At 70.1% G+C, this 21,335-nt stretch carries 16 protein-coding genes; 11 read left to right on the top strand and 5 right to left on the bottom strand.

Annotation, left to right across the window (positions count from 1 at the left end; translation table 11 throughout):
• Positions 1 to 45 precede the first annotated feature (45 nt).
• Both metK and C8E99_RS04860 read left to right on the top strand, forming a co-directional pair.
• Positions 46 to 1,251 (top strand): methionine adenosyltransferase, encoded by a 1,206-nt coding sequence (gene metK / locus C8E99_RS04865; protein ID WP_147301253.1) that lies wholly within the window; start codon positions 46 to 48, stop codon positions 1,249 to 1,251.
• Entirely contained in the window at positions 1,248 to 3,488 is a 2,241-nt protein-coding gene (locus C8E99_RS04860; protein WP_170144527.1) for a primosomal protein N' family DNA-binding protein, read from the top strand. The genes metK and C8E99_RS04860 overlap by 4 nt, the downstream gene beginning before the upstream one ends.
• A 25-nt stretch (positions 3,489 to 3,513) precedes the next feature.
• Here C8E99_RS04860 and C8E99_RS04855 read toward each other — a convergent pair whose 3' ends face one another.
• Positions 3,514 to 4,107, bottom strand: a complete 594-nt coding sequence (locus C8E99_RS04855) for a TetR family transcriptional regulator (RefSeq protein ID WP_115931337.1) — start codon at positions 4,105 to 4,107, stop codon at positions 3,514 to 3,516.
• 172 nt (positions 4,108 to 4,279) lie between these two features.
• Between C8E99_RS04855 and C8E99_RS04850 the strand changes: the two genes are divergently transcribed.
• Positions 4,280 to 5,503, top strand: a complete 1,224-nt coding sequence (locus C8E99_RS04850) for a DUF418 domain-containing protein (RefSeq protein ID WP_211308984.1) — start codon at positions 4,280 to 4,282, stop codon at positions 5,501 to 5,503.
• A 30-nt stretch (positions 5,504 to 5,533) separates the two neighbouring features.
• On the opposite strand, the gene C8E99_RS04845 is transcribed toward C8E99_RS04850, so the two are convergent.
• The gene (locus C8E99_RS04845; RefSeq protein WP_115931335.1) at positions 5,534 to 6,673 is read right to left on the bottom strand and encodes an alpha/beta fold hydrolase; all 1,140 of its coding nucleotides are present in this window, start codon (positions 6,671 to 6,673) and stop codon (positions 5,534 to 5,536) included.
• A gap of 91 nt (positions 6,674 to 6,764) precedes the next feature.
• Between C8E99_RS04845 and glpK the strand changes: the two genes are divergently transcribed.
• From glpK to holA, 6 genes are all read left to right on the top strand, one after another.
• A complete protein-coding gene (gene glpK, locus C8E99_RS04840; protein ID WP_245952091.1) occupies positions 6,765 to 8,324 on the top strand; it encodes a glycerol kinase GlpK in 1,560 nt (519 codons plus the stop codon).
• Between the two features lie 133 nt (positions 8,325 to 8,457).
• Entirely contained in the window at positions 8,458 to 11,013 is a 2,556-nt protein-coding gene (gene leuS / locus C8E99_RS04835) for a leucine--tRNA ligase (protein ID WP_115931334.1), read from the top strand.
• A 44-nt stretch (positions 11,014 to 11,057) separates the two neighbouring features.
• On the top strand, positions 11,058 to 12,035 hold the full coding sequence (locus tag C8E99_RS04830; protein ID WP_115931333.1) for a DegV family protein: 978 nt from the start codon (positions 11,058 to 11,060) through the stop codon (positions 12,033 to 12,035).
• Positions 12,036 to 12,104: 69 nt separating this feature from the next.
• Positions 12,105 to 12,929, top strand: a complete 825-nt coding sequence (locus C8E99_RS04825; RefSeq protein ID WP_115931332.1) for a ComEA family DNA-binding protein — start codon at positions 12,105 to 12,107, stop codon at positions 12,927 to 12,929.
• Positions 12,926 to 15,547, top strand: coding sequence for a ComEC/Rec2 family competence protein (locus C8E99_RS04820; protein WP_115931331.1), 2,622 nt, complete (start codon positions 12,926 to 12,928; stop codon positions 15,545 to 15,547). Before C8E99_RS04825 ends, C8E99_RS04820 begins: the two co-directional genes overlap by 4 nt.
• A gap of 10 nt (positions 15,548 to 15,557) precedes the next feature.
• Entirely contained in the window at positions 15,558 to 16,562 is a 1,005-nt protein-coding gene (gene holA, locus C8E99_RS04815) for a DNA polymerase III subunit delta (RefSeq protein WP_115933233.1), read from the top strand.
• An 83-nt stretch (positions 16,563 to 16,645) separates the two neighbouring features.
• Here the strand turns inward: holA and rpsT are convergent, their stop codons facing one another.
• Both rpsT and C8E99_RS04805 read right to left on the bottom strand, forming a co-directional pair.
• A complete protein-coding gene (rpsT, locus tag C8E99_RS04810) occupies positions 16,646 to 16,921 on the bottom strand; it encodes a 30S ribosomal protein S20 (RefSeq protein ID WP_115931330.1) in 276 nt (91 codons plus the stop codon).
• Positions 16,922 to 17,059: 138 nt separating this feature from the next.
• Positions 17,060 to 17,587, bottom strand: a complete 528-nt coding sequence (locus tag C8E99_RS04805) for a type II toxin-antitoxin system PemK/MazF family toxin (protein ID WP_115933232.1) — start codon at positions 17,585 to 17,587, stop codon at positions 17,060 to 17,062.
• 132 nt (positions 17,588 to 17,719) lie between these two features.
• Here C8E99_RS04805 and lepA point away from each other — a divergent pair, with 132 nt between their 5' ends.
• Both lepA and hemW read left to right on the top strand, forming a co-directional pair.
• A complete protein-coding gene (lepA, locus tag C8E99_RS04800) occupies positions 17,720 to 19,579 on the top strand; it encodes a translation elongation factor 4 (RefSeq protein ID WP_115933231.1) in 1,860 nt (619 codons plus the stop codon).
• 18 nt (positions 19,580 to 19,597) lie between these two features.
• Entirely contained in the window at positions 19,598 to 20,878 is a 1,281-nt protein-coding gene (hemW, locus tag C8E99_RS04795) for a radical SAM family heme chaperone HemW (RefSeq protein ID WP_115931329.1), read from the top strand.
• Between the two features lie 15 nt (positions 20,879 to 20,893).
• Here the strand turns inward: hemW and C8E99_RS04790 are convergent, their stop codons facing one another.
• Positions 20,894 to 21,325: a DUF4870 domain-containing protein gene (locus C8E99_RS04790; protein ID WP_115931328.1), complete on the bottom strand. Its 432-nt coding sequence runs from the start codon at positions 21,323 to 21,325 to the stop codon at positions 20,894 to 20,896.
• Between the last annotated feature and the right edge of the window lie 10 nt (positions 21,326 to 21,335).

Genomic DNA, 21,335 nt, shown 5'->3' with positions numbered 1-21,335 from the left:
AAGGCAGAAGATTCCGGTACCGCCGGCTACGAGTCCTACCAGGGCATCGGGGGAGGCGAGCTCCGGCTGTTCACCTCCGAGTCCGTGACGAGCGGTCATCCGGACAAGATCTGTGACCAGATCTCGGACTCCATCCTGGACGCGATCCTCGCCCAGGACCCGAACGCCAAGGTGGCCGTCGAGACCCTGACCACCACGGGACTCGTGCAGGTCGCCGGCGAGGTCAACACCTCCGCCTACGTGGAGATCCCCCGGATCGTCCGGGACACGATCCTGGCGATCGGCTACGACTCCTCGTCCAACGGCTTCGACGGGTCCAACTGCGGCGTCAACATCTCGATCGGCCAGCAGTCCTCCGATATCTCGGATGGCGTGCTGAAGTCGCTGGAGAACCGCGAGGGCTCCGCGGACGACATCGACCTGCAGGGTGCCGGGGACCAAGGCATCATGTTCGGCTACGCCTCGAACGAGACCCCGGTGTACATGCCGGCCCCGATCTACCTGGCGCACCGGCTCTCCGAGCGGCTCACCGCCGTGCGGCAACTGGAGCAGACGCCCATGCCCTACCTGCTGCCGGACGGCAAGACGCAGGTCACCGTCGGCTACGGGGAGGACGGTCTGCCGAAGACCGTGGAGACCGTGGTGGTCTCCACCCAACACCTGGACGAGATCACCTTGGATGAGTTGCGCCAGGACGTGGTGGAGCACGTCATCCGGCCCGTGCTGGCCCAGTCCGGGCTGGAGACCTCCGGCGCCGCGTTCATCGTCAACCCCGGCGGCAAGTTCGTCATCGGCGGGCCGGTGGGCGACGCCGGCCTCACCGGTCGCAAGATCATCGTCGACACCTACGGGGGCATGGCCCGCCACGGCGGCGGCGCCTTCTCCGGCAAGGACCCGTCCAAGGTGGATCGCTCCGCGGCCTACGCGATGCGCTGGGTCGCCAAGAACGTGGTCGCCGCCGGCCTCGCAGACCGCGCTGAGTTCCAGGTCGCCTACGCGATCGGCAAGGCCCGGCCCGTCGGCCTGTACGTGGACACGTTCGGGACCGAGAAAGTGGACCAGGCCACGATCATCGAGGCCGTCAACGAGGTGTTCGATCTGCGCCCGCTGGCCATCATCCGGGACCTCAACCTGCTCCGCCCGATCTACGGCAAGACGGCCGCCAACGGTCACTTCGGCCGAGAGGACCCCGACTTCACGTGGGAGCGGCTGGACCGCGTCGACGCCGTGCGCGCTGCCGTCGGTTGGTGACCGGGGAACCCCTCTTCGACCTGCCCGTACCCTCACCGGTCACGGGACTGCCGGAGGTGGCCGGCGGCTGGCCCGACGATCCCGTGGCCCGGGTGCTGCTGGACTCGGGCGTGCCGCACCTGGACCGGGAGTTCGACTACCTGGTGCCCCGCTCCCTAGATGACGAGGCCCGTCCCGGCGTGCGCGTCCGCGTGCGATTCGGCCACCAGGACGTCCTCGGCTGGCTGACCGCCCGCGGTTCCGAACCCTCCACCGGGGCGAAGCTGCTGCCGTTGCGTTCGGTGGTCTCCCCGGAGCCGGTGCTGACCCCGGAGATCCTGGACCTCGCCCGCGCCGTGGCGGCGCGCTATGCGGGAAACGTGGCCGACGTGCTGCGGGTGGCCGTGCCGCCGCGCGTCGCGAAGGTCGAGAAGGCCCTGAACGCCGAGGCGGAGGCGCCGGAGGCCACGGGTACCCCGGCCCCCGCACCCGGTTCGGTCAGCGCAGCTGACAGTGCACCCGAAGGTGCGCCCGACCATGCACCGGTTCCGGACACGAAGGTGAGCCCTGCTGCCGGTGGGCTCTCCGGCGCGGCTGCAGCCGAGGGCTTCGACTGGTCCCCGCTGCGGGGCGCCGAAGCCTTCTTCCAACAGGTCCGCGCCGGGGACGGCCCCCGCGCGGCCCTCACCGTGCCGAGTGCCCACGGCGCGTGGGACACCGCCTCCCTCCTGGCGGACGCCGCCGCCCGGACCGCCGAGGCCGGCCGGGCCGCCGTCGTGGTGGTGCCCGACCAGCGCGACCTCGAACGGCTGTGCCGTGCCTTGGACCGGCGGGTGGGACCGGAGGGATATGCCCGCCTGACGGCCGACGACGGCCCCACCCCCCGGTACCGTGCGTTCCTGCAGCTGCGGCGCGGCCTGCGCCGGATCGCGGTGGGCACCCGCTCAGCCATCTGGGCCCCCGTGGAGCACCCCGGCCTGGTCGCGGTCTGGAACGACGACGACTCCCTGCACGCCGAACAGCGGTCCCCGTATCAGCACGTGCGGGACGTCGCCCTGGTGCGGTCTGAGCTGGCCGGCGCCGGGCTCCTGCTGGCCTCGACGTCGCGCACCCCCGAGGTGCAGAGGCTGGTGGAGTCCGGGTGGCTCGGGGAACTGGGGGTGGGCCGCGAGACGATCCACGCGGTGACCCCGCGCGTGGTGTCCACGGCGGACTCCTGGGAGACCGAGCGTGATCCGCTGTTGGCCCGTGCCCGGCTGCCACAGGCGGCATGGAAAGCCGCGCGAGAGGGCCTGGAGGGTAAGCACGGCACGCCCGGGCCTGTCCTGGTGCAGGTTGGCCGGAGTGGATTCATCCCCGCCCTGATCTGCCGGGATTGCGGGACCCCGGCCCGCTGCCGGCATTGCACCGGCCCGCTGGGGTTCCCGGACCGCACCGCCTCGGCCCGCAATGAGGCCGCCTGCCGGTGGTGCGGACGGCGGGAGCGGCACTTCGAGTGCCCCGAATGCGACTCCTCGCGTTTGCGGGCCGGCTCTCGCGGTGTGGACCGGACCGCCGAGGAACTGGGGCGCGCCTTCCCGAACACGCCGGTGCTCGCCTCCTCCGGAGACCACATCCTCGCCACCGTGGATGACACTCCAGCCCTCGTGGTCGCCACGATCGGCGCTGAGCCGGTGGTGCCGGGAGGCTACACCACGGCACTGCTGCTGGATGGCGACTCGCAGCTGCAGCGCGAGGGGCTGCGCACCCCGGGGCAGGTCCTGTCCCGCTGGTTCGCGGCGGCGGCCCTGGTGCGCTCACGCCAGGACGGGGGAGTGGTGGTGGTGACCGCCTCCCAGGAGGACGTGGTGGGGGCACTCGTCCGCATGGATCCCGCTGGGTACGCCTCGCGTCAGCTGGCCGAGCGGCGGGAGCTGCACCTGCCGCCCGCCGTCCGCATGGCCGAGGTCTCCGGGCCGGCAAACGCGGTGACGGCGTTCATGGACCTCGTAGAACTGCCGGGCGCCTCGAAGGACCTGCCGTGGATCGGACCGGTGCCGGTGGAGGACTGGACGGGCGGTGAGGGGCGGGGCGGGGCCGGCAGTGGTTCAGGACCTGCCGGCCATGCTGAACCGCTGCGTCACCGGGCGCTGTTGTTCTTCCCCTACGGCGCGGCACGAAGCGTCGTCGAGGCACTGCGGGCGGCCCGCTCCGCCTCAAGCGCGCGGCGCCTGACCGAACCTGTCCGGCTGCGGATCGATCCCTTCGACCTGCCGTAGGAGTCCTGCCGTGAGGACAGTCCGGTCACCGGCTCGACGGTGTCAGCACCGCATCGATGGCGTCCTCCAGAACGCCCCGTTCCCTGGTGCGGTCCAGGTCGCCGGACGCGGGCATGGCACGCCCGATCGCGAGACCGTCGATGACGGTGAGCAGGAACAGGACCTGGCGGGACCGGTCACCGGGGGCCACCTGTCCCTCGGCTTCGAGCACGTCCAGCCAGGACTGGACGCGGGCGTCCGCGCCGCGGGCGAAGTCTGCAAAGGCGGACTTCGTCTGCGTGGTGGAGACCATCCCTTCGAAGCTGCGGAGCAACTGAACCCAGAACTCACGGGCCTGGCCTCCCTCGCCGATGGGTGTCAGCAGGTTCATCAGGCATTCCAGGAGCCGTTCCCGTGCCGGGACGGAGGTGTCGTGGATGCGCTCGTCCGGGTACTGATCCGAGAACATCTTCTGCCACACGGTTTCGAGGAGTTCACGCTGGGTGGGGAAGTGGTGGCGCAAGGTGCTCGCGCCCACGCCGGCCCGTGCCGCCACGGCGCGCACGCTGGGGCGGGTCTCCAGGCCTTCGACGACGATGGCCGTCGCGGCTGCCACGATGCGATCGCGGGTGTCGTTCATGAGGTCCTTTCCCCGGTTGGTCCGCCAGGACCCAGCAGTACTAGTACGGCGTACCGGTACACTGTGCTACATTGTTTCCTGGAGCTAGCACAGTGTACCGGACGGCGGTGATCGGCATGGCTCCCACCGCTCCAGACAGTGGAGGACTGCAGTGAATGACCCTTCTGGCGCCGTGAGCGCACGCACCCTGCCCCGGCCATCAGAACGAGCCACCACCACCCCGCTCAGCGCCCGCGCACTGGCGCCTGATCTCGCCCGGGGACTGATGCTGCTGTTCATCGCCCTCGCCCACGTCCCGTGGTTCCTGTACCACCTGCCCGCGGGTGTCACGAGCATGCATCCCGTCGTGGGAGGCGCCGTCGATCGCTGGGCCCAGGTGATGACGATCATCGCCGTCGATGCACGCACCCACACGATGTTCGCGTTCCTGTTCGCCTACGGGATCGGACAGTTGTACTCGAGGCAGCGTGCCCGCGGGATCGGTGAGTCGCAGGTGCGCCGCCTGCTGGCCCGCCGTCACTGGTGGATGATCGTGTTCGGGGCGTTGCATGCGGTGTTGCTGTGGCAGGGGGACATCCTGGGCACCTATGGCCTGCTCGGACTGATACTCGTGCCGCTGTTCCTGAGCCGCAGTGACCGCACGCTGCGCGTCTGGATCGTCGTGTTGCTGTCCCTCTCCGCCCTCGGGTCGCTCATCTCCACCCTCGGCGTGCTCCTGGCGCCCACCACTGCGGCCGGGGTGGTTCCGGCCGATCTGCAGCGGCTGAGTATGGCCGAGCCCGACTATGCGCTCTCGGCGCTGTATCGCACCGGGATGTGGGTGGTCGGCCTGGCCTCGGGCCTCCTGACGCTGGCGCTGCCGACCGCGTTCCTCGCCGGGCTGCTGGCCGCGCGTCATCGGATCCTGGAGGAACCGGAACGCCACCTGTCCCTGCTGCGTCGTCTCGCATTCTTCGGAATCGCCTGCGGTGTTCTCGGCGGCGCGGGGCTGGTCCTGGAGCACAGTGGCATCGTCACTGCCACCGGGGGCAGCGTATTCTCGCCCCTGCACTTCCTGACCGGCATCGGCCAGGGCATCGGCTATGTCGCGTTGTTCGGCCTCGTCGCCCAGGCGCTCACCCAGCGAGGCCTTGACAGTCTCGCCCCGGTGCAGGCTGTGGTCGCGCTGGGGCGCCGCTCCCTGAGTGGCTACCTCGCGCAGTCGGTGCTCTTCATCCCCCTGCTGGCCGCCTGGGGGTTCGGCCTGGGAGCGCATCTGTCCAGCTGGTCTGCAGCGCTCGTGGCCATCGGCACCTGGTCACTCACCGTCGCGGGAGCCTATGCCCTGGAACGTGTGGGCCGGCGCGGGCCCGCAGAGGTCCTGCTCCGGAAGCTGACGTACCGTTCCGGACGGTGACCGACCGGAGGCAGAGCCGCGGTGCCGCGGTCAGGATCGGCCGAGGTCCGCCCGGAACGCCGAGATCAGAGCGGCGGCCTCGGGGGCGCGCTCGTAGTGGATGAGGTGACCCACGCCGTCGAGAATCTCCAACTGGGCGCGGGGAGAGGCCCTGCCGATGCGGCGGGCGAGCTTCTTCTGTCCGCGGATGGAGCCCAGTTCGTCGTCAGCGCCGGCCACGAGGAGCACCGGGAGCCGCAACTGCTCGGCCACGTCCAGGACCGATCCTGAGGTGGAGGCCCGGTAAGCCTCGACGAGCACCTGGCGGTGGTCATAGGCGGAGAAGTAGTTCTGGTGCTGGTCATGGAGATAGGCCAAGGTATGGCGGTCCTCGGTCTTGGCCATGACGGTCCCCGTGATCCAGACGACGAGCGGCGAGGACAGCAGGGCGCTCCCGAGCCGTTCGGGCAGGGCCGCCGAAACCTCGTAGTAGCCCTCCGCGATGCGGGACAGCAGGACCTTGGACGTGGAATCGTCCGCCGTCAGGGCGGGTTCACAGATGGGATTGAGCAGCACCAGGCCGTCCCAGCGGTCCGGGGCGGCAGCTGCCAGCTGGGAGGCGATCACGGAACCGAAGGAGTGTCCGAGCAAGGTCGGCCGGGGCAAGCTGGCAGGTGGGGCGGCCGCGTGTCGGCCGGCGAAGGTTCCCGGTACCAGCCGGAGTGCCTCCACGGCGCTGCCGAGGGCCGTCACATAGTGGGGGACGGTGTGTGGGGCGTCCGGGAAGGCCGGCGAATGGCCGAAGCCGGGCAGCTCGGGCAGGAAGATCTCCACGCCGGGCAGGCAGTCCGTCAGCAGGGCCAGTCCGTGGTGGTCCCCCCGGAACCCGTGGACGGCCACGATCGGCGTCCCGTACTCGCCGTACCCGCCGGACTCGCCGGACCCGTTGGGTCCACCCGGTCCGTCAGCGGATGCGTCGCCGGCCGGAGACTCCACCGAGTAGTGCCACACCGCCAACGGCGTGGGCTGGCCGGACACGGGGTCCGGGACCTCGACCATGATCCGCTCCGGGGTCCGCGCGGAATACCCCGTGATGACGGAGGTGTCCCGGGGTGCCGGTGGGACCGCCACGCGATCACGGAGGCGGATGGGCAGGGGGCGCACGGTGGCCGGCGGCGGGGGAGTGCTCACCCCCTCAGGTTAACCAGCTTTTCGGGTTGTCGTCCGTGCCGCTCCGCCGTTGCGTCCGGTTCGGACGAGCGGGGGTGGATAGGCTTCCGACATGCAGCCAGCCAGCAGCGACGTCTCCACGGCCATGGTCTCGCGGCGTGCCGTCATCAGCATCGACCAGGGCACCACCTCGACCCGGGTGGTGGTCATGGCCGAGGACGGCTCCGTCCTGTCCAGCGCCCAGCGAGAACATCGCCAGTACTTTCCGCACCCCGGGTGGGTCGAGCACGACCCGGTCGAGATCTGGGAGAACACCCGCGAACTCACTGGGCTCGCCCTCACCCGCGCCCGCCTGCGCACCTCGGACGTGGCCGCCGTCGGGATCACGAACCAGCGCGAGACGACGGTCCTGTGGGACGCGGTCACGGGGCGTCCAGTCCACCGGGCGCTCGTCTGGCAGGACACTCGGGCGGATGTGCTGATGGACCGTCTCAAGGCGGACGGGCACGAGGACGCCGTGCGCGCCCGGACCGGACTGCCCCTGGCCTCCTACTTCTCGGCCGGCAAGATCAGCTGGATCCTGGAGAACGTGCCCGAAGCCAGAGAACTGGCACGCAGTGGCCGCCTGCGCGCCGGCACCATGGACAGCTGGCTGCTGTGGAACCTCACCGGCGGTCCTGACGGTGGCGTCCATGCCACGGACGTCACCAACGCCTCACGGACCCTGCTGATGGACCTGGAGACCCTGGACTGGGACGACGACCTCACCGGACTGTTCGGGATCGATCCCGAGTTGGCGGCCGGCATGTTGCCGCGGATCCACCCCTCCGTGGGGGAGTTCGGGACCATCATCGGCGCCGAACCTCTCAGCGGTCTCTCGGTGTGCGGCATCCTGGGTGACCAGCAGGCCGCGACCTTCGGCCAGTCGGCCTTCAACCGGGGGGACGTGAAGAACACCTATGGCACCGGCTGTTTCCTCCTCCAGAACATCGGCACGACGCCGGAGATCTCGAACCACGGCCTCGTCACCACGGTCGCGTACCAGCTGGAGGACGGGCCCGCCTACTACGCCCTGGAGGGTTCGGTGGCGGTCGCCGGCTCGCTCGTCCAGTGGCTGCGGGACAACCTCGGGATCATTCGGAGCTCGGCCGAGGTGGAAACCCTTGCCGCCTCGGTCCAGGACAACGGCGGGGTGTTCTTCGTACCGGCCTTCTCCGGGTTGTACGCGCCGTACTGGCGGCCGGACGCCCGCGGGCTCATCGCCGGGCTCACCGGATTCGCAACGGCCGGCCACCTGGCCCGGGCGGCCCTGGAAGCCACCGCCTATCAGTCACGGGACGTCCTCGAGGCCGTGGTGGCGGATGCCGGCCACCGGCCCGAGGAGCTGCGGGTGGACGGCGGCATGACCGTCAATGACCACCTCATGCAGTTCCAGGCGGACATCCTCGGCCTGCCCGTGGTGCGTCCGGAACTCGTGGAGACCACCGCGGTCGGCGCCGCACATGCGGCCGGCCTGGCGTCCGGGCTCTGGCGGGACCTCGACGAGGTGGCCGGGCTGTGGCGGGAGGACCGGCGGTGGGAGCCGGCCCTGTCCTCCGCGGAACGGGATCGGCTCCTGGGTCAGTGGGACAAGGCCGTCGAACGGTCCCTCGGATGGGCGGAGCAAGGCTGATCGACGCCGGTTCGGCAGCAGCCCGGATTCAGAAGGGAACGGCCCGCCGGAGTAGGATGGCTGGGCGCGTCGACCGCCCGGGGGACCGGGCCGGCGTCGTTCTCCGACCACCACACTTAAGGACAGGACCTCCGTGAGCCAGCCAGCGCAAGGTACTCCCCAGCAGGACGAGACCGAGGAGTACTCGTTCGCGGCGCTCGAAGAGCGCTGGGGCGGTTACTGGGAGCAGCACCGCACCTTCGCGCCGCTGGACGACGGCTCTCTGGAACGCCGCTACGTGCTGGACATGTTCCCGTATCCCTCGGGGGATCTGCACATGGGCCATGCCGAGGCATTCGCCATGGGTGACGTGGTGGCCCGGTACTGGATGCAGCAGGGCTATGACGTCCTGCACCCCATCGGCTGGGACTCCTTCGGGCTGCCGGCTGAGAACGCCGCGATCAAGCGCAACGCTCACCCGGCGGAGTGGACCTACAAGAACATCGACACGCAGAAGTCCTCCTTCCAGCGGTATGGGATCTCGGCGGACTGGTCCCGCGAACTGCACACCTCGGACCCCGAGTACTACCGGTGGACCCAGTGGCTGTTCCAGCAGTTCCACGCCAAAGGCCTGGCCTACCGGAAGGACTCGCCGGTCAACTGGTGCCCCAAGGACCAGACCGTGTTGGCCAACGAGCAGGTCGTCAACGGCGCCTGCGAACGCTGCGGCACCCCGGTCACGAAGAAATCCCTGAACCAGTGGTACTTCCGTATCACCGAGTACGCGGACCGCCTGTTGGAGGACATGCAGCAGCTCGAGGGCCACTGGCCTGAACGCGTGCTCGCCATGCAGCGGAACTGGATCGGTCGCTCCGAGGGGGCCCATGTGGACTTCCGGGTGGAGCCCACCGCAGCCACCGCGGGGCAGAACGGCCAGCCGGGCCGGGACATCACCGTCTTCACCACCCGCCCGGACACCCTGTTCGGCGCCACCTTCATGGTGGTCGCCGCGGACGCGGACCTGGCCCTGGACCTGGTGGATGCCGAGCACCGCGAGGCGCTCGAGACGTACCGCGAGGGGCTCAAGAACGTCTCGGAGATCGAACGACAGGCCACCGACCGCTCCAAGACGGGCGTCTTCCTGGGCCGTCACGCCGTCAACCCGCTCACCGGGGAGAAGCTGCCGATGTGGGCCTCGGACTATGTGCTGGCCGACTACGGCACCGGCGCCATCATGGCCGTGCCCGCGCACGATCAGCGTGACCTCGACTTCGCCCGCACCATGGGCCTGGACGTCCGCCGCGTCCTGGACACCGGTGAGGAGGATCCGGCGGTGACAGGGACGGCCACCACCGGGGACGGCACCCTGGTCAACTCCGGTGAACTGGACGGCCTGGCCAAGGCCGAGGCCATCCCGCGGGCGATCGAGATCCTGGACGAACGCGGCACCGGACGAGGCACCGTCAACTACCGGCTGCGTGATTGGCTGCTGTCCCGTCAGCGCTTCTGGGGCGCGCCCATCCCCATCGTGCACTGCTCCGACTGCGGTGAGGTGCCGGTCCCTGAGGACCAGCTGCCGATCCTGCTGCCGCAGGACGTGGCCGGCGAGCAGCTCGCCCCGAAGGGCAAGTCGCCGCTGGCTGGCATCGAGTCCTGGGTCAACACCACCTGCCCCCGCTGTGGCGGGGCCGCCCGGCGGGACACCGACACCATGGACACCTTCGTGGACTCGTCCTGGTACTACATGCGCTTCGCCTCCCCGAACGACGACGACCAGGTGTTCGACCGTGCCGCCGTGGACCGGTGGCTGCCTGTGGAGCAGTACGTGGGCGGCGTGGAGCACGCCATCCTCCACCTGCTGTACTCGCGTTTCTTCACCAAGGCGCTGTATGACATGGACCTGATCTCCTTCACCGAGCCCTTCAAGGCGCTGCTCAACCAGGGCCAGGTACTCAACGGAGGCAAGGCGATGTCCAAGTCCCTCGGCAACGGCGTGGACCTGGGCGAGCAGCTGGACACCTTCGGCGTGGATGCCGTCCGCCTGACCATGATCTTCGCCTCCCCGCCAGAGGACGACGTGGACTGGGCGGACGTCTCACCCGGTGGCTCGGCCAAGTTCCTGGCCCGCGCGTGGCGTCTGGCCCAGGACGTGGAGTCCTCCGGTACGGCTCCGGGCACGGATCCCGACGGCGGCGAGAGGTCCCTGCGCCAGCTCACCCACCGCACGGTGGCGGACGCGGCCCGGCTGCTGGACGACCACAAGTTCAACGTGGTCGTGGCCCGCACCATGGAGCTCGTCAACGGCGTCCGTAAGGCCATAGACGGGGCGGCCGGGGACGCCGGTGGCACGTCCGGCCTGGGGGCCGGCGACCCGGCCGTCCGCGAGGCCGTGGAGGCCGTCGCCATCCTGCTGAGCCTGTTCGCCCCCTACACCGCCGAAGACATGTGGGCCAAGCTCGGCCACGAGCCATCGGTGGCGCGTGCGGGCTGGCCTGCCGTGGACGAGGCGCTGCTGGTGCAGGACACCGCCACCGCCGTCGTGCAGATCAAGGGCAAGGTCCGCGACCGCCTCGAGGTCCCGATGGACATCTCTGCCGCCGACCTCGAGCAGCTGGCGTTGGCTTCCGAGGCCGTGCAACGATCCCTGGACGGTGCGGAGATCCGCAAGGTGATCGTGCGCGAGCCGAAGCTCGTCAACATCGTCGTCTGAGGATCGCCGTCGGAACACGGGCGGACCTAGCGGAAGGAGCGGGCATGGCCGATCTGGCCGAGTGGCAGAGCGCCATGCTCACGCACATCCGGCAGTTGCGCAGCACGCAGTCGGGCTGGGTCCGCTTCGGTCTGCCGCCCTCCCGCAAGGGCCGTACCGCGATCGTCACCGACTCCTCGGCCTCCATCCCCGCGGAACTGCTGGCACACCCGCTGGCCAAGGGGCTGCGTCAGGTGCCCATGCCGGTCATGGTGGGCGAGCAGATTCACGCCGAGGGTACGGCGGAGCTGATGCGTGAGTTGCCGTTGGCGCTGGCAGCGGGCACCGCCGTGAAAACCTCCCGGCCTTCACCCGGCTCCTTCAGCGCGGTGTACCAAGAACTGGCGGAGTCCGGCTTCGAGCAGATCATCTCGATCCACATCTCGGGGCAGTTGTCCGGCACGGTGGAGGCCGCCCGGCTCGCCGGGCGGGACGCGCTGATCCCCGTGACGGTGGTGGACTCCCACCTCAGCGGGTTCGCGCTCGGGACCCTGGTGCTGGACGCGGTGATCTCGGCCGGCTTCGGGATGACGCCGGAGCAACTGCTGGCGGATGTGGACGAGGCAACCCAGGAGGCGGGGGTCTTCTTCACCGTGCCCAATCTGGACCAACTGCGGCGCGGCGGGCGTATCGGTACCCTGGCCGGGCTGCTGGGGACGCTGCTCCACGTCAAGCCGGTGCTGACACTGGACAACGGGATCGTCTCCCTCGTGGACCGGCCGAGGACCTCTGCCCGGGCCACCGAGCGGCTCGTGGAACTGACGCAGGAGTTCGTGTCCGGGTCGGAAGGACGGGGCGAGCGGATCGCCGTCCACGGGTTCGGCAACGAGCCCGCCGCCCACGAGCTCGCCGGACGGCTGCAGAGCCTCTCGTCCATGCCGGTGCCGGTCATCCGTCTCCCGGCTGTGCTGGCTGCCCACCTCGGCCTGGGCGCCCTGGGCGTCACGCTGAACCCGGTGGCTCCTGCACAGCGCCCCCACTAGCCGCGAGCCGTCCCCAGCGGGTCATCCTGCCTCTGCCCATCACGTCCTCCGGAGGCCAGGGTGGAACCCATGGGACGCCACAATCACGCGCTCAGCGATCCGGACGAGGACGACTGGGAGGAACCACCGCCGCCGGCGCCCCTGTGGCGAACCCGCGTCGTCCGATCGGCGGTGCTGCTCCTGGCCGTCGTCGCGGGAACGTGGTGGGCGGTCGGCTGGCTGACATCACCGGCCGGACCGGGTGGTCCGGGGGCTCCCGTGGCCGCCTCCGTGGAGGATGCCCCGCCCCGTTCGGCTGATCCCGCTCATCCCGGCCCGGCAACGGGTGGCGCCAGTCCGGGCGCAACTGCGCCACCGGCTTCGGGGACCGAGGACCGCGCATCGTCTTCCGGGACGGACGCCGGCCCTGCCGGAACCGAGGAAACCGTCACCGTCCATGTGGCCGGGGAGGTCCAGGACCCCGGCCTCGTGGCCCTGCCGGCCGGCGCCCGCGTCGACGATGCCCTGCAGGCCGCCGGGGGTCCCACCGGGGAGGCCGCGCTGGACCTGTTGAACCTGGCCGCCCCCGCCGTGGACGGCAGTCAGATCCTCGTGCCCGGCCCGGACGGTCTGGCCGGGGGAACGACGGGGGCGGACGGGGCCGGCGGTCCTCTTTCCGAAGAGGGGTCGTACGGTGGTTCCGGTGTCGGCCCGGAGGCGGCAGGAGCCGTCAACCTGAACACGGCGGATGTCTCCGCCTTGGAAGAGCTGCCCGGCATCGGCCCAGCCCTGGCCGGACGCATCGTCGAGCACCGGGACCAGGTGGGGCCGTTTGGCTCCCTGGAGGACCTCGACGCCGTGTCCGGGATCGGACCGGCCATGATGGAGCGCCTCGACGGCCTGGTCAGCTGGTGAGGATCTCGGCCGAGGGTCGAGTCCCGGCGGCCGTCGACCTCCGGCTGGTTCCCGCCGTGGCGCTGACCCTCGCGGCCTGCCTGGCCATACCGCTGATTCCCTACGAGGCGGCCCTCATGGTGCCGTGGGTGCTGGCGATCATGGCGGTCGGAGCCACCTGCTTGATGATGTGGGCATCCGCCGGTCAGGGTCGGAGCCAGTTTCAGTTTCCGGGTCAAGGCCATAGACCGGGGGACGCCCCGGCCCCAACCGTGGGCCGTCGACGCGGCCGAACCACCGCCATCACGGCCCTGGCCGCCATAGCCCTGTGGATCGCGGCCGTCGCCGCCGTCCAGGCCGTGGGCGATCGTGCGCCGGTCCGCGGCTCGGGTTGGGAGGATGCGGTGGCGGCCGAACGACCGTTGCGGCTGTCGGGCGAAGCTGCCGGGCCGGCGGTCCTGCGTGCCGGGACCTTCGGTGACAGCTGGCACCTCACGGTGTCCGTGCAGGCGTTCGGGCACCCGTCCCGTGAGATTCCGGGCGGTGCGGAGGTGGTGGTGTCCGGCGGCAGTGAGTGGGAGGGGTTGCAGTCTGGCGCGGCGGTCTGTTTCACCGCGTCACCGGAGGCCGAAGGAGACACGGTGTTCGCCCGGGCCTCCACCGCGCCGCAGACCGGATCCTGCTCCGGTGACACCGGGGAGCCAGGCCTGGGCGGGGCGCCCACGGGACGGGACATTGTCCGTGCGGCCGTACATCAGGCGGCGGCCGGGACCGTCGGCGCGGCGCCCCAGTTGCTGCCCGGGCTGATACTGGGCGATCGGTCCGCGCAGGATCCGTCGCTGGACGAGTCGATGAAGACCTCCGGACTCAGTCACTTGAGCGCCGTCAGCGGGGCAAATTGCACGCTCATCGCCGGCGCCGTCACCATGGCGTTGAGGTCGCTGCGGGTCCGGCGACCGGTCGTGCTCGGCGCGGTCCTCGGGGTACTGGTCGTCTTCGTGATCGTCGTGGGCCTCGAGCCGTCGGTGATCCGGGCCGCCGTGATGGGCGCCCTCGGGGCGTGGGCCGTGTTCTTCGGCCGGGGCCGCCAGGCGCTGCCACTGTTGTGCCTGGCGGCCTGCGTGCTGCTGTGCTGGCAACCGGGGCTCGCCGGGGAACCGGCCTTCCAGCTCTCCCTGGCGGCCACGGCCGGCATTGTGTTGGCGGCCCGGCCCGTGGAGCAATGGCTCACCGCCGTCCTGGGCCGCGTACTGCCGGGTCCCGTCGCCGGGATCCTGGGCGCCGCCCTTGCCGTGACCGTCACCGCGCAGGTGGCCTGCCAGCCCATCCTCGTCGGGATGACCGGCGAGTTCAGTGCCTACTCGGTACCGGCCAACCTGCTGGCGGCGCCCCTCGTCCCGTTCGTCACCGTGCCCGGCACCTTCGCTGCCGTCCTGGCGGTGCCGTGGCCCGGACTCGCGGCCGCGGTCTTCTGGGTGGTGGGCTGGCCGGCGGCGGGGATCGGCTGGATCGCCTCCGAGGTCTCCGGCTGGCCGGGCGCCCTCCACGCGTGGCCGGAGGGGGCCCTGGGCGCTGGCCTGGTGCTGATGCACGTGGCCGCCGCCCTCGCCCTCTTGTGGCTGCTGATGCGGTGGGAGCGCAGTCGTCCGGCCCGGGTCCGGCGCCTCGGCCTGCACGGCAGGCCACGCCCGACGCCGGCCGGCCACCTCCGCTGGTCCCTCGCCGCGGCATGGACCACGGTCTGCGCGGCCGCCGGCAGTCAGCTCGGCTTGGTCATCGCGCCGCCCTCCGGATCCCTGCCGGCCGACTGGTCCCTGGCCGCCTGTGATGTCGGCCAGGGAGACATGCTCGTCCTGCGGACGGGGGAGCGGGCCGCCATGGTGGTGGACACGGGGCCGGACCCAGCCGCGGCGACCGCCTGCCTGGACCGGATTGGCGTGGACCGGGTGGACCTATTGGTGCTGTCCCATCTGCACCAGGATCATGCCGGGGCCGCAGCGGACATCGTCGGATGCTGCCATGCCACCGAGGTCTTGTACTCGACCCTGGAGTCGGCGCCCGGCCCCGGCGTCCCCGCCGGCGCCCGGCAGCCAGCCCCTGGTGAGTCGGGCAAGGCGAGTGAGTCGGGCCGGGTGGGTGAGTCGGGCAGGGCCGGTGACCGGCCGGCGTCGGGATACTGGGTGGACTGGACCGTGCTGGAAGCGGACCCGGAGGCGGGCAACGAGAACGATGCCTCGCTGCAGATGACGGCCACCGTGCATACCCCCGAGGGTGACTACACCGTGCTGTTGACGGGGGACATGGAGGAGGAGGCCAGCCGGGCGCTGCTGGCACAGGACGTGTTGCCGGAGTCCGTGGACGTGCTCAAGGTGGCCCACCACGGTGCCCGCAACGGGGGCCTGGACGTGGTGCGGGCTGTGGACCCCGCGCTCTCCGTGGTGCAGGTCGGCCGGGACAACGGCTATGGCCACCCGCACCCCTCGGTCATCGGGGAGCTGGAGCGGCATGGGCCGGTGATCCGCACCGACCTCCACGGGACCACGGTGGTGTCCCTGCGGGAGGGGGAACTGGTACCCACGCTCACCGGTGCCCGGGCACCCGAGGCTTCCGGCACCCGGCCGGCGGGCGAGGCCGGATAGGATGGCAACCATGCCCGCACCGAGTCGAAGCCGACGATCCACGAGTTCCGGAGCAGACTGGCGCACCGTGAGTCCGGCCCCGATGATGTTGCTCAAGGGCCCTGAGGATTTCATCGCCGCCCGGGTGGTCGACCGGGTCCGCACAGCACTCCGGGAACAGGATCCGGGCCTTGAGGTCCACCGCCTGGACGCGGCCGACTACGAGGGCGGCCAGCTCTCCGTCCTCGCCAGTCCCTCCCTTTTCGGTGAAGCCAAGATCCTGCAGGTGGAGGGACTCCAGGACATGAATGAGGCGTTCCTGACGGACTGCCTTGACTACGTCAAGCGTCCGGCGGAGGACGTCACGCTGATCCTGCGGCACACCGGAGGCAACCGGGGTAAGAAGCTGCTGGACGCCGCCACTGCCGCCGGTGTTCTCGTGGACTGCCAACCGATCAAGTCCGACGCCGAGAAGTCCGATTTCGTCCAAGGGGAGTTCCGGACTCGGCGCCGCTCGATCGATCCGGAGGCGGTCCGTTCCCTGCTCGATGCCGCCGGTGGCTCGCTCACCGACCTGGCGGCCGCCTGCCTGCAGCTGGCTGAGGACACGGAGGGCACCGTCACGAGCCAGATCGTGGACCGCTATTACGGCGGCCGGGTGGAGGCCACGGCCTTCCGGGTGGCCGATGCCGCCATCGAGGGACGAGCCGGGCAGGCCACCGCCCTGTTGCGCCACGCTCTGGCAACGGGGGTGTCCGCGCCGGCCATCACCGGCGCCCTCGCCATGAAGACCCGTCAGATCGCCCGGATCGTGGATGCTCGCGTGGGCCAGGGTCAGATCGCCGGTGTGCTGGGCATGGCCCCGTGGCAGGCCAAGCGTGTGGCGGAGACCGTCCGGTTCTGGAACCCCGCCACCATCGCGGCCGCGATCGAGTGGGTGGCCCAGGCGGATGCTGAGGCCAAGGGCCTGTCCAAGGACGCCGACTATGCGGTCGAGAGGGCCGTCACCCGGATTGCCCTGACCGCTCGACGGTAGTCCTTAACCACGAAGCCCCCGTCCATCAGGACGGGGGCTTCGGTGCCTCGACACCCTCAGGGGTCGGGCCAGATCTGAGAGGCTCAGGCCTCGACGGTGTTCACCCGGTTGACGCGCTTGGCGATACCGGACTTGCGGTTGGCAGCCTGGTTCTTGTGGATGACACCCTTGCTGGCTGCCTTGTCCAGCTTCTTGCTGGCCAGGGAGACGGCGGAAGAGGTGGCGGCCTGGTCGCCCGCGGCGACGGCCTTGTCCACGGCGCGGATGGCGGTGCGCAGCTCGGACTTCACCGCGTTGTTACGCAGGCGGGCCTTCTCGTTGGTGAGAATGCGCTTCTTCTGGGACTTGATGTTTGCCAAGGAAAGGTCTTTCTGTTGTCTTCGGACGTGGTCGGTGAGGGGTAATCCCGAATCCGGCGACTGAGCGGCGTGGGGATACCTGTTGAGCCGTTCCGGGAGTGCCCGTCGACCTGCGCGGACACACAGCCAGTTAGTCTATCACGACCACCCGTTGCGGTTCCGGAGCCCCCGGGACACGGTCTCGAACACCCGCTGGTCCAGCACACCGCCCTCACGGCGGACGTCGCGAGGATTGACCTGCAGGATCCGGTCCAGCTTGACCTCGGAGTTCCGGCCCTGCGGATCCCACGGGCCCGCACCGACATCAATGTAGTCGGCATCCTGGGACGCGGCGTTGTTGCGGTCCCTGCTCGTCAGCTGAGCGGCGAGCAGGTGGCCACCGTTCCGGCCCACCACGAGGACCGGACGGTCCTTGCCCCGGCCGTCCAGCTCCTCAAAGGGCACCCAGGTCCAGACGATCTCACCCGGTCCGGCCTCCGGGCCGGGAACGGGGGAGTAGGCGACCTGCGCCCGACCGTGGAAATCACCGGGGTAATCCGAGACGCCGCCCGGGCCGCTGGTCCGCCCGCCTCTGCGGTTGCGGAGCGGGGACGGGCGCTGCACCTGCCGGGCGAGGCGGGCCACCCTCCGGCCGATGGACAGGAGCTGATTGAAGTTCAAAGCCATGGCCACAAGGTAGCAACCGTTGGTCATGCGGGGCCGCCGTCTCTGCGGAAACGTGGAAGAATGGTGGATCAGCCACCCGCTGGTTCCAGAAGGCTGGCCCGCCCCTGTTGTCAGAGTTGAAGGAAGATGCCCGTGTCGCCCATGGCGAGCAACGCCCCCGCGCCCGCCGCCACCGATCCCGCGGTCATCAGGAATTTCTGCATCATCGCGCACATCGACCACGGCAAGTCGACCCTGGCGGACCGCATGCTCCAGTCCACCGGCGTGGTCCAGCCGCGGGACATGAAGGCCCAGTACCTGGACCGGATGGACATCGAGCGCGAGCGTGGCATCACCATCAAGTCGCAGGCCGTGCGTATGCCCTGGAGCCTCAACGGCACCGACTTCACGCTCAACATGATCGACACGCCGGGGCACGTCGACTTCACGTACGAGGTGTCCCGGTCCCTCGCGGCCTGTGAGGGCGCCATCCTGCTGGTGGACGCGGCCCAGGGCATCGAGGCGCAGACCCTGGCCAACCTCTACCTGGCCATGGAGAACGACCTGGCCATCATCCCCGTTCTGAACAAGATCGACCTGCCCTCCGCCGACCCGGACCGGTATGCCGCGGAGATCGCGGGACTCATCGGTTGCGAGCCGGAGGACATCCTTCGGGTCTCCGGCAAGACCGGCGTCGGAGTCGAGGACCTGCTCGATCGCGTCGTGGAGGTGATCCCCGCTCCCACGGGCAAGCCGGACGCCCCGGCCCGGGCCATGATCTTCGACTCCGTGTATGACACCTACCGGGGCGTGGTCACCTATGTCCGCGTGGTGGACGGCAGGCTGTCCCCGCGCGAGAAGATCAGGATGATGTCCACGGGGGCCACCCACGAACTCCTCGAGATAGGCGTGTCCTCCCCGGAGCCCAAGCCCTCCAAGGGACTCTCTGTCGGCGAGGTGGGCTACCTCATCACCGGGGTCAAGGACGTCCGCCAGTCCAAGGTCGGTGACACGGTGACGGGTGCCGGAAATCCGGCGCAGGAGCAGATCGGCGGCTATGAGGATCCCAAGCCGATGGTCTTCTCCGGGCTGTACCCGATCGACGGTTCGGACTATCCCGTGCTGCGTGACGCCCTGGACAAGCTCAAGCTCAACGACGCTGCCCTGGTGTATGAGCCCGAGACGTCCGTGGCCCTCGGCTTCGGATTCCGGGTGGGCTTCCTCGGCCTGCTGCACCTGGAGATCATCCGTGAGCGCCTGGAGCGCGAGTTCAACCTGGACCTGATCTCCACCGCCCCGAACGTGGTCTACGAGGTCACCAAGGAGGACAAGACGGTCGTCACGGTGACGAACCCGTCCGAGTTCCCCGAGGGCAAGATCAGCGAGGTCGCCGAGCCCATGGCCTCGGCGACGATCATCGTCCCCAGTGAGTTCATCGGCTCCGTCATGGAACTCTGCCAGGGCAAGCGGGGCCAGATGAAGGGGATGGACTACCTCTCCGAGGAGCGCGTGGAGATCCGCTACTGGATCCCGCTGGCGGAGATCGTCTTCGACTTCTTCGATCTGCTCAAGTCCCGCACCAAGGGCTATGCCTCGCTGGACTGGAAGGCCGACGGCGAGCAGACCGCCGACCTGGTCAAGGTGGACATCCTGCTCCAGGGCGAGACCGTGGACGCGTTCAGCTCCATCACCCACAAGGACAACGCCTACGCCTATGGCGTGATGATGACCGGCAAGCTCAAGGAGCTGATCCCGCGCCAGCAGTACGAGGTGCCGATCCAGGCTGCCATCGGCTCGCGCATCATCGCCCGCGAGAACATCCGCGCCATCCGCAAGGATGTGCTCTCCAAGTGCTACGGCGGCGACATCTCCCGTAAGCGCAAGCTGCTGGAGAAGCAGAAGGAGGGCAAGAAGCGCATGAAGATGGTCGGCCGCGTGGAGGTCCCGCAGGAGGCCTTCATCGCCGCTCTGTCCTCGGACGGCGCGGGCTCCGAGACCGGCGCCAAGAAGTAGAGCGGGGACGAACACACCTTGCCTTCGATCCTTCCCCTCGGCGATCCCGCGCCCGACGACGGCCGGTTCCCCGCCCCGGTGGGGAACCGGGTGCGTGAGGCGGCCGAGGCCGGCCAGCCGCGCACCTTCAGCCTCTACGTGCACGTCCCGTTCTGCTCGGTGCGTTGCGGTTACTGCGACTTCAACACCTATACCGCCGAGGACCTGGGACCCGGCGCGTCCCGGACGTCCTACGCGGACACCGTGGTCGGTGAGCTGGACTTCGCGGCGCAGGCGTTGGCTGGCTCGGGGATCCCTGCGCGCACGCTGGAGACCGTCTTCTTCGGCGGTGGCACGCCTACTCTGCTGCCAGCCGTAGACCTGGTCCGCATCCTTGGCAGGGCTCGGGACGTCTTCGGGATCACGCCCGGAGCCGAGATCACCTCGGAGGCCAACCCCGACTCGGTGTCCCTGGAATCGCTGCGGGAGATGGCCGCCGGTGGATTCACCCGGGTCTCCTTCGGCATGCAGTCCGCCGTCCCGCACGTGTTGGCCACGCTGGACCGCACGCACCGGCAGGAGAACGTCCCGGCCGCCGTCGGCTGGGCCCGCGAGGCCGGCCTGGAGGTGTCCCTGGACCTGATCTACGGCACGCCGGGGGAGTCCCTGGAGGACTGGCGCACCACCGTCGAGGCCGCACTGGCCCTGAAGCCGGACCACATCTCGGCTTATTCGCTCATCGTGGAGGACGGGACCAAGTTCGGGGCCGCTGTGAAGCGGGGGACCGTGGCTGACGTGGATCCGGACGACCAGGCTGACAAGTACCTGCTGGCCGAGCGGCTCTTCGCCGAGGCGGGCTTCCGCTGGTACGAGATCTCGAACTGGGCCCATGACCCCGAGGACCGCGGTATCCACCGGGCACGGCACAATGTGGCCTACTGGCGTGACCAGGACTGGTGGGGAGCGGGCCCCGGGGCGCACTCACACCTGGCCGGCGTCCGGTTCTGGAACGCCAAGCATCCGGCGGCCTACGCGCAGCGGCTGGCCACCGGTATCTCGCCGTCCGTCGGCCGGGAGCAACCCGACGCGGAGGCTCGGTTCCTCGAGCGCGTCATGCTGGGCGTCCGGCTCTCGGACGGGCTGCCGACGGCCGCCCTGGAGGAAGCGCCCGACGGCGGCGTCCAGGCCCGCCAGGAGATCGCCGCGATGATCGGTGAGGGACTGCTGGACGGACGGGCGGCGCTGGCCGGCCGGGTGGTGCCGACCCTGCAGGGACGGCTGCTGGACGACGCGATTGTCCGGCGACTCGCGGGGTTCTGAGGACCGGCCCCCGGACTACTGGATCAGGCGCAGGTTCAGCGGGTAGCGGTAGGGGCGGCCCTTGTTGCACTGGATGCCGGCGGCCACGCCCGAGACCGTCATGAACAGCCACAGGAGCATGGCGACGATGCCGAAGATGCCCCCGACGATCGGGATGAGGGCCAGCAGGTTCGCCACGATGGCCAATACCGTGGGCGGCAGCGTGAAGTTCAGCGCCTCCTTGGCCTCCTGGGCCGTGAACGGACCGCGGTGGCGGAAGACCAGGTAGATCACCAGGGAGGGGATGCATCCGAGGAAGCCGCCGAAGTGCGCGAGGGTGGCCCACTGACGGTCCTCGGCCGGCGTCAGCGGCTCGGCCTGATCCGGTGACCCCTGCAGCTGCTGGTCGCGCCGGGGGGCGGCGCCGGGGCGCGGGCGGTGCGGACTGCCGGGCTGCTGCTGGGACACGTCCTGGGCC

Origin of the sequence: Citricoccus muralis (assembly GCF_003386075.1) — a bacterium.
Taxonomy (GTDB): domain Bacteria; phylum Actinomycetota; class Actinomycetes; order Actinomycetales; family Micrococcaceae; genus Citricoccus; species Citricoccus muralis.
Note: the sequence above shows the minus strand (reverse complement) of the source record. Positions and strands in the feature narration are given on the sequence as shown.